This window comes from Streptomyces sp. NRRL F-2664, assembly GCF_000719345.1.
In the GTDB taxonomy this organism is placed as follows: Bacteria; Actinomycetota; Actinomycetes; order Streptomycetales; family Streptomycetaceae; genus Streptomyces.
The window spans coordinates 77,850-85,874 of sequence record NZ_JOFX01000028.1 but is presented as its reverse complement, the minus strand read 5'-3'; the positions used below and the strand labels follow the sequence as shown (position 1 = coordinate 85,874).

The window sequence follows — 8,025 nt, the reverse complement described above, 5'->3', positions numbered from 1 at the left end:
CCCCGGCCCCTGCACCGCAGGCCCCCGCCGCACCCGCCCCGTCCTTCGGCGCCCCGGCCCCGGCCCCCGCGCCGGCCGCTCCCCAGCCGCCGCAGTACCCGCAGCCCGCGGCCCCCGCCCCGGTGCACGCCGCGCCCACCATGGCCGCGCCCATCGCCCCGCAGGCCCCCGCGCCCTACGGCCAGCCGCCGCAGCAGCCCTCCTACGGCCAGGTCCCCGGGCAGTACCCGGGCCAGGCGCCGCCGCCCGCCCCCGGTGGCTACGGGCAGCAGCCCTCCTACGGCCAGGTCCCCGGCCAGCAGCCCGGCCACGCCGCGCAGCCCGCCGGCCCCGGCGCCGGCCTCGCCGCGGCGCTCCAGCCGTACAAGGAAGCCCCGACCGGCTCCCGCTGGACGCCCCAGAACCAGCAGCTCATGCGCGTCGACCTGGCCATGGGCGGCCAGGCCGTCCTCGCCCGGCAGGGCAGCATGGTCCTGTACCAGGGCAAGGTCGACTTCAGCTACAAGGGCGCCGGGTTCGCCGGCCGGATCGTCGGCAACGCCACCGGCCAGGAGATGCAGCTGATGCGCTGCACCGGCCGCGGCCAGGTCTTCCTCGCCGAGAACGGCGCCCACCTGCACGCCATTGAGCTCCAGGGCGACGCGATCTGCGTCTCCGCGGAGAACGTCCTCGCCTTCGACGAGTCCCTCCAGCACGAGGTCCGCCGGATCGAGGGCCACGGCATCCCGGGCGGCGCCCTGTTCACCATGCAGTTCCAGGGCACCGGCACGGTGATCGTCAAAACGCACGGCATCCCCGTCGTCCTGCCCGTCACCCCGACCACCTTCGCCGACAGCAACGCCATCGTGGCGTGGTCGGCCGCCTCCCAGGTGATCCTGTCCAGCCAGGTCCGGCTGCGGCGCAACGCCTACCCCGGCCACAGCGGGGAGACCGTGAACCTCCAGTTCCGCGGCGCCCCCGGCAACTTCATCGTCGTCCAGCCGTACGAGGTCTGAGGGAGCCCGACATGAACGCAATGAACCAGCAGCTCGCGGGCTACGCCCCCACCCCGGTCACGGCCCGCATGGAGAACCACGGCCGGTCCATGCTCAAGGTCGCCATGCAGAGCGGCCAGGACCTGTTCGCCCGCACCGGCTCGATGGTCGCCTACGAGGGCTTCGTGCAGTACGAGCCCAACCCGCCGGCCGTCCGCCAGATGGCCTCCCAGTGGGTCACGGGCGAGGGCGCACCCCTGATGAAGTGCACCGGCGACGGCCTGCTGTACCTCGCCGACTACGGCGCCGACGTCGTCGTCATCAACCTCGCCAACGACTCGCTCTCGGTCAACGGCACCAACCTGCTCGCCTTCGACGCGCACCTGCAGTGGGGCGTCGAGCGGGTCAAGGGCCTGGCCAAGTTCGCCGGACAGGGCCTCTTCAACGTCCAGGTCGCGGGCACCGGCTGGGTCGCCCTGACCTCGCGCGGCACCCCGATCGTGGTCGACTGCGGCCGCGGCGAGGACGAGACGTACGTCGACCCCGACGCGCTCGTCGCCTGGTCGCCGAACCTGAAGGTCAAGGGCAAGCGCAGCTTCAAGGCCTCGTCGATGCTCGGCCGGGGCAGCGGGGAGGCCTACCAGATGGCCTTCTCCGGCCAGGGCATCGTCGTCGTACAACCCAGCGAGGACAGCACCGACCGGCTCCGGGTCCGGGGCTGAGGGGGAGCGGACACATCATGCAGAGCTCACTTTTCGCCCACGCCGAGGCGCAGTCCCAGGACCGGTACACCGTCCAGAACCCGCAGCTGCTGCGGGTCTCGCTGACGGGCTCCGACGACGTACTCGCCCGCAAGGGCGCGATGGTCGCCTACCAGGGGCTCGTCGACTTCGACGGCGAGTACCAGAGCAACAACCAGCGCAGGGCCCGCCGGCGCACCGGCGAGGGCCTGGACCTCATGCGCTGCTCCGGGCAGGGCACGGTGTACTTCGCCAACCTGGCGCAGTACGTCCACGTCGTGGACGTCGACCAGGAAGGCCTCACGGTCGACAGCAGCTACGTGCTGGCCCTGGACTCCACCCTGCACACCGAGGTCATCGCGGTGGACAGCCAGTACGGGATCTCCGGGTCCGGCAAGTACCAGCTGAACATCTCCGGCCGGGGCAAGGTCGCCCTGATGACCTCGGGGCAGCCGCTGATGATGCACGTCACGCCCGACAAGTACGTCAACGTCGACGCGGACGCCATCGTCGCGTGGTCCACCTCCCTGCGGGTGCAGATGCAGGCCCAGACCCACTCCAGCGGCGTCTGGCGGCGCCGCGGCAACACCGGCGAGGGCTGGGAGCTGAGCTTCCTCGGCACCGGCATCGCACTGGTGCAGCCGAGCGAGGCGCTGCCGCCGCAGAACGCCCAGATCGGGCAGGGCGTCGCCGCGCAGTTCGGCGTGGGCCAGCACGGCGCCCACGCCCAGAACCAGAACAACGCCTGGAACTGATCGGGCACGGCCGGACCTGATCCGGCACGCGAAGGGGCGGTCCCGCGAGGGACCGCCCCTGTCGTCCCGCCCGGGCCCCGCCCGCGCGCGTCGTGCCCGGTCTCAGGCCGCCGCGAGCCGTGCCAGTGTCGCCTCCAGCAGCCGGACCACCGAGGCGTCGGCCACCGAAGCCACCTCCTCGTACGGGAACCAGCGCAGGTCGAGGGACTCGTCGCTGATCTCCGCCACCGCCCCGGCCGGGGCCAGCGCGGCGTACTGGACGTCCAGGTGCCAGTTGCAGGGCGCCGGAATGGGGTGCCGGTCCAGACGCACCGGGCCGCCGGGCACCAGAGTCAGCCCGTGCTCGATGCCGGACTCCTCACGGCCCTCGCGCAACGCCGCCTCCGCCAGCGTCGCGTCCCCGTCCTCGCAGTGCCCGCCCATCTGCAGCCACATGCCCAGCTTCTTGTGCAGGGTCAGCAGGACGCGCTCCCGCACCGGGTCGATCACGAGGGCGCTGGCCGTGACGTGCCCCGCCCCGCAGGGCTTGTAGACCCCGTCCGGATGGGCGGCCAGGTGCTCCAGGTAGAGGTCGCGCAGCTCCTCCTGGTCCTCGTAGCGCTTCAGCACCAGGACCGCGTCGTCGTACAGGCTCACTTCGTCTCGTCGCCTTCGCCGTCGCCCTGCTGCCCACGCTTCTCGGCGGCCTCGCCGAGCATCTTGTCGATCTCGGAGAAGTCCAGGTGCTCGCGGTGCACGAAGCCGTCCGGGTCGTCCAGGTCGGAGGCGGTCGGGAGCATGTCCGGGTGCTCCCACAGCCCGTCGCGACCGTCCACACCGCGCGCGTCGGTCAGCGACGCCCACAGGCGCGACGCGTCGCGCAGCCGGCGCGGGCGCAGCTCCAGGCCGATCAGCGTCGCGAAGGTCTGCTCCGCCGGACCGCCCGAGGCGCGCCGCCGGCGCATCGTCTCGCGCATCGCGTCCGCCGAGGTCAGCCGCGGCTTCGCGGCCTCGTGCACCACCGCGTCGACCCAGCCCTCGACCAGCGCGAGGGCCGTCTCCAGACGGGCCAGCGCGGCCTTCTGCTCGGGGGTGTCCTCGGGCTGGAACATGCCGCCCTGGAGGGCCTCCTGCAACTGCTCCGGATTGGACGGGTCCAGCTGCCCGACCACGTCCTCCAGCTTGGAGGTGTCCACCTTGATGCCGCGCGCGTACCCCTCGACGGCGCCGAACAGGTGCGAGCGCAGCCACGGCACGTGTGCGAACAGCCGGGCGTGGGCCGCCTCGCGCAGCGCCAGGTACAGCCGCACCTCGTCCGAGGGAACGCTCAGGTCCTTGCCGAAGGCCTCGATGTTCAGCGGGAGCAGCGCGGCCTTGCCCGCCGGACCCAGGGGCAGACCGATGTCGGTCGAGCCGACGACCTCGCCCGCGAGGGTGCCGAGGGCCTGGCCGATCTGCTGGCCGAACATGGCTCCGCCCATGGAGCGCATCATGCCCAGCAGCGGGCCCGCCATCGCCTGCATCTCCTCGGGCAGCACCCCGCCCATGGCCGCACCGACGCGCTCGGCGACCGGGTCGACGAGCTCCTTCCACACGGGGAGGGTCGCCTCGACCCACTCGGCCCGGCTCCACGCCACGGCCGTGGTGGCGCCCGACGGCAGCGAGGTCACCCCGTCCAGCCAGTGGTCGGCCAGGCGCACGGCCTCGTCGACGGCCGCCTTCTCGGCGATGCCGACGCTGGTGTCCTTCACGCCGTCCGCCGTGCCCTGCGCCACGGTCTGCCGGGCGATGTTCTTGGCCATCTCCCAGTTCACGGGACCGCCCTCGTAGCTCAGCATCTGGCCCAGCTGCTGGAAGGCCGCACCGAGGTCGTTCGGGTTCATCGAACCGAACATCGCGGCGAACGGGTTGTCCGCGCCGCCGGGGCCACCGGCGCCCGGCAGCCCCATGCCGGGGAACCCGAAGGGATTCGCGGGGCCGCCCTGACCGCCCTGGTTGCCCTTCTTCCTGCCTTCGTCGCCGTTGTCCGGCTCCTCCGGCGGAAGGCCGAATCCGAATGGGGTGTCGCTCACGGGTTTCCTCGGCTCGTAGGGCCGCCGGCGGGTGCCGACGGGCAATGGTCCGACAACACCACCCAGCGTAGACACCGGACCCGGCATCCGGGCTCGGTGCTCCGCCGACTCCTGGGCTGCGGCAGGATGGACATCACCTGGTGGGTACGCGTCACGGCGCGTCCCTACTGAAGACAACCGCTGGAGACGCCCGGTGAGTTCCCCAGATCCGCACGTTTCGGATAAGCGCAGCCGCGCGACACAGGACGAAAACCGCCCCGAGCACGGTGACGGCGCCCCCGGCGTTCGCCGGCCGCGAAACCCGGACGGCCCCCGCCGGCCCAGCCCGGTGATCGCCGTCACCGGCGCCGCCACGGGCGTCGGCGCGGCCCTCGTGAGCCGCCTGGCCGCCTCCGACGAGGTCAAGCAGGTCGTCGCCATCGACGAGCGGCGCGGGGACTGCGCCGCCGCGCAGTGGCACATCCTCGACGTACGCGACCCCGCGATCGCCGAGAAGCTGCGCGGCGCCGACGTCGTCGTCCACCTCGCCCTCGACCTCGACCTGGAGACGGACCCGGCGGCCCGCACGGCGTACAACGTGCGCGGGACCCAGACCGTCCTGACCGCGGCCGCCGCGGCCGGGGTGCACCGTGTCGTGCTCTGCACCTCGACGATGGTCTACGGGGCCCTGCCGGACAACGACATCCCCCTGGCGGAGGACTCCGAGCTGCGGGCCACAGCCGAGGCGACCGGCGTCGGCGACCTGCTGGAGATCGAGCGGCTGGGCCGCCGGGCCCCCCGCGCCCACCCCGGGCTCAACGTCACCGTGGTCCGCCCGGCGGTCCTGGTCGGCGGCACCGACACCGCGCTGACCCGGTACTTCGAGTCCCCGCGCCTGCTCGTCGTCGCCGGCTCCCGGCCCACCTGGCAGTTCTGCCACGTCGAGGACCTGGTCAGCGCCCTGGAGTACGCGGCGCTGGAGAAGGTCGAGGGCGAGCTGGCCGTCGGCTGCGAGGGGTGGCTGGAGCAGGAGGAGGTCGAGGAGCTCAGCGGGATCCGCCGCATGGAGCTGCCCTCGGCGGTCGCGCTGGGTGCGGCGGCCCGGCTGCACCGCATCGGCCTGACCCCGTCCCCGGCCGGCGACCTCGCGTACACGATGCACCCCTGGGTGGTGAGCGTCAGCGGACTGCACGCCGCGGGCTGGCGGCCGCGCTGGACGAACGAGGAGGTCCTCGCCGAGCTCCTCCAGGAGGTCGCGGGCCGCCACACGGTCGCCGGCCGCCGCCTGGGCCGCCGGGACGCCGCCACGGCCGCCGGTGCGGCGGGCGCGACAGTGGCCCTGCTGGGCGCGGCCGCCGCGGTCCGCCTGGCCCGCAAGCGCCGCGGGATCTGACCGGACGCGGGACCCGGCCGGGCGGGTCCTGTAGGAGACTCCCAAGGCGGAGACCGCGGGCCGGGTGAATCAGCTATTTCGCCCCGTCGGCGCGTGGGGCACGATGGTCGGTATGGCACCGCACTTCGACCACCCCGGCGAGCAGGCCGCGCAGGACCCCGTCCGGCTGCTCGCGATCCGTGACACCCCGCTCTCGATCGACGAGGTCTTCCGGGCCGTGGGCGACGACGCGACGGGCGGGACCACGCTGTTCGTCGGCACGGTGCGCAACCACGACGGCGGCGCGGACGTCGACTCGCTCGGCTACTCCTGCCACCCGACGGCCGAGGCCGAGATGCGCAGGATCGCCGACCGGGTCGTGGCCAAGTACCCCGTCCGCGCCCTGGCCGCCGTGCACCGCGTCGGCGACCTCGCCGTCGGTGACCTGGCGGTGGTCGTCGCCGTGTCCTGCCCGCACCGCGGGGAGGCCTTCGAGGCCTGCCGGATGCTGATCGACGACCTGAAGCACGAGGTCCCGATCTGGAAGCACCAGACGTTCGCGGACGGCACCGAGGAGTGGGTCGGCGCCTGCTGATCGGCCGACCCCGCTCGCGGGACGCCAACCGCCGGCGGGTAGCCTCACACCCGTTCGGCCGCGCAACACGCCCTCGATTTGCGTAACCCCCCTGCGGGCACGAGCGTTGAAGCCACCAACGAAACGCACTTCGGGGTAGGGAGGCACGCCCATGGCATCTCTGGCGTGGTTGCTGATTCCGCTCTTCGCCGCGATCGGCGCGGCGATATGGGGCAGCTGGGCGGCACGTGACCGCACGCAGGGCGACATATCCGAGCTCGCGGGCTACGCGCGGTTCCGCGAGGCGATGGCCGGCGGCCAGGGCCACGGCGCCGCCGATCGCGCGCGGGCGAAGGCCGAGGCGGCCTCCGGCTCCGACACCGTCTGAGATTCCGCTGAGAGTTTCGCGCACGGACCCCGTACGGACCGGCCCCGAGGGCCGCTCGCCGGGGCCGTCCCGTACTGTCGGATCCATGCCACGCCGCACCGCGACGATGCTCGCCTCCACCCTGGTGCTGTTCGCGCTGCTCTGCGCGGGGGTGTTCATCAAGGTCCCGTACTCCGAGATGAGCCCCGGCCCGACCGTGAACACGCTCGGGGACTCGCACGGCGAGCCCGTCCTCAACATCTCGGGACGCAAGACGTACCCGGCCGGCGGCCACCTCAACATGACGACGGTCCGCGTCACCGGCGCCGACTACGACATGAACCTGCTGGAGGCCGTCTACGGATGGCTGTCCGGCGACAACATCGTCGTCCCGCACGAGAACCTCTACCCGAACGGCAAGACCGACGCGGAGTCCACCCAGGAGAACGCCGAGGAGTTCAGCCAGTCGCAGCAGAGCGCCAAGGTCGCGGCCCTCAAGCAGCTCGGCATCCCGGTCACCGCGCGCGTGATCGTCGCCTCCGTGGTGAAGGACAGCCCCTCCGAGGGCAAGCTGCACGCCGGCGACGTGGTGAAGGCCGTGGACGGCGCTCCCGTCACCGCCCCCGAGGACGTGGCCAAGCTGGTCACCCGGCACAAGCCCGGCGAACCGGTCGAGTTCACCGTCGTGCCGGCCGCCGACGCCGCCGCCGCGGCCAAGGCCGGCCGCGAGCCCGCCGGCACCTCCAAGGTCACGATCACCGCCGGCAAGGCGGAGGGCGACGGCCGCGCCATCGTCGGAATCCGGGCCGGCAGCGACCACACCTTCCCGTTCTCCATCGACATCAAGCTCGCCGACGTCGGCGGGCCGAGCGCCGGGCTGATGTTCGCCCTCGGCATCGTCGACAAGCTCACCCCGGAGGACCTGACCGGCGGGAAGTTCGTCGCGGGCACCGGCACCATCGACGACGCCGGCAAGGTCGGCCCCATCGGCGGCATCCAGATGAAGACCATCGGTGCCCGCAAGGCAGGCGCCGAATACTTCCTGACGCCCGCCGGCAACTGCGCCTCCGCGGCCGCCGACGTGCCCGACGGGCTGACGCTGGTGAAGGTGGGCACCATCCAGGACGCCGCCGCGTCACTGGAGAAGATCCGCAAGGGGGACACGGCCGGGCTGCCGCAGTGCAGCGCCAAGCCCTGACCGGTCCACCTCCCA

Annotated in this window: 9 protein-coding genes; 7 read left to right on the top strand and 2 right to left on the bottom strand. The window is 72.9% G+C overall.

The window, feature by feature from the left end:
• From IF89_RS0123665 to IF89_RS0123655, 3 genes are all read left to right on the top strand, one after another.
• Positions 1 to 995: AIM24 family protein (locus IF89_RS0123665; RefSeq protein WP_030771551.1), on the top strand; the 995-nt coding region annotated here is incomplete at its 5' end.
• A gap of 20 nt (positions 996 to 1,015) precedes the next feature.
• Positions 1,016 to 1,696 carry an AIM24 family protein gene (locus IF89_RS0123660; protein ID WP_030771548.1) on the top strand — a complete coding sequence of 227 codons (681 nt, stop codon included), beginning with the start codon at positions 1,016 to 1,018 and terminating at the stop codon, positions 1,694 to 1,696.
• A gap of 17 nt (positions 1,697 to 1,713) precedes the next feature.
• Positions 1,714 to 2,469 carry an AIM24 family protein gene (locus tag IF89_RS0123655; RefSeq protein ID WP_030771545.1) on the top strand — a complete coding sequence of 252 codons (756 nt, stop codon included), beginning with the start codon at positions 1,714 to 1,716 and terminating at the stop codon, positions 2,467 to 2,469.
• Between the two features lie 102 nt (positions 2,470 to 2,571).
• Here the strand turns inward: IF89_RS0123655 and IF89_RS0123650 are convergent, their stop codons facing one another.
• Positions 2,572 to 3,105 (bottom strand): NUDIX hydrolase, encoded by a 534-nt coding sequence (locus tag IF89_RS0123650; RefSeq protein WP_030771542.1) that lies wholly within the window; start codon positions 3,103 to 3,105, stop codon positions 2,572 to 2,574.
• Positions 3,102 to 4,520 carry a zinc-dependent metalloprotease gene (locus tag IF89_RS0123645; RefSeq protein ID WP_030771537.1) on the bottom strand — a complete coding sequence of 473 codons (1,419 nt, stop codon included), beginning with the start codon at positions 4,518 to 4,520 and terminating at the stop codon, positions 3,102 to 3,104. The genes IF89_RS0123650 and IF89_RS0123645 overlap by 4 nt, the downstream gene beginning before the upstream one ends.
• 193 nt (positions 4,521 to 4,713) lie before the next feature.
• Here IF89_RS0123645 and IF89_RS0123640 point away from each other — a divergent pair, with 193 nt between their 5' ends.
• The 4 genes from IF89_RS0123640 to IF89_RS0123620 all read left to right on the top strand — a co-directional run bounded on the left by IF89_RS0123640 (position 4,714) and on the right by IF89_RS0123620 (position 8,010).
• Complete coding sequence (locus tag IF89_RS0123640) at positions 4,714 to 5,892, top strand: SDR family oxidoreductase (RefSeq protein ID WP_030771536.1); 1,179 nt, start codon at positions 4,714 to 4,716, stop codon at positions 5,890 to 5,892.
• Between the two features lie 112 nt (positions 5,893 to 6,004).
• The gene (locus IF89_RS0123635; RefSeq protein WP_030771535.1) at positions 6,005 to 6,466 is read left to right on the top strand and encodes a molybdenum cofactor biosynthesis protein MoaE; all 462 of its coding nucleotides are present in this window, start codon (positions 6,005 to 6,007) and stop codon (positions 6,464 to 6,466) included.
• A 151-nt stretch (positions 6,467 to 6,617) separates the two neighbouring features.
• Positions 6,618 to 6,833, top strand: a complete 216-nt coding sequence (locus tag IF89_RS0123630; RefSeq protein ID WP_030771532.1) for a hypothetical protein — start codon at positions 6,618 to 6,620, stop codon at positions 6,831 to 6,833.
• An 85-nt stretch (positions 6,834 to 6,918) separates the two neighbouring features.
• A complete protein-coding gene (locus IF89_RS0123620) occupies positions 6,919 to 8,010 on the top strand; it encodes a PDZ domain-containing protein (protein WP_030771555.1) in 1,092 nt (363 codons plus the stop codon).
• Positions 8,011 to 8,025 lie beyond the last annotated feature (15 nt).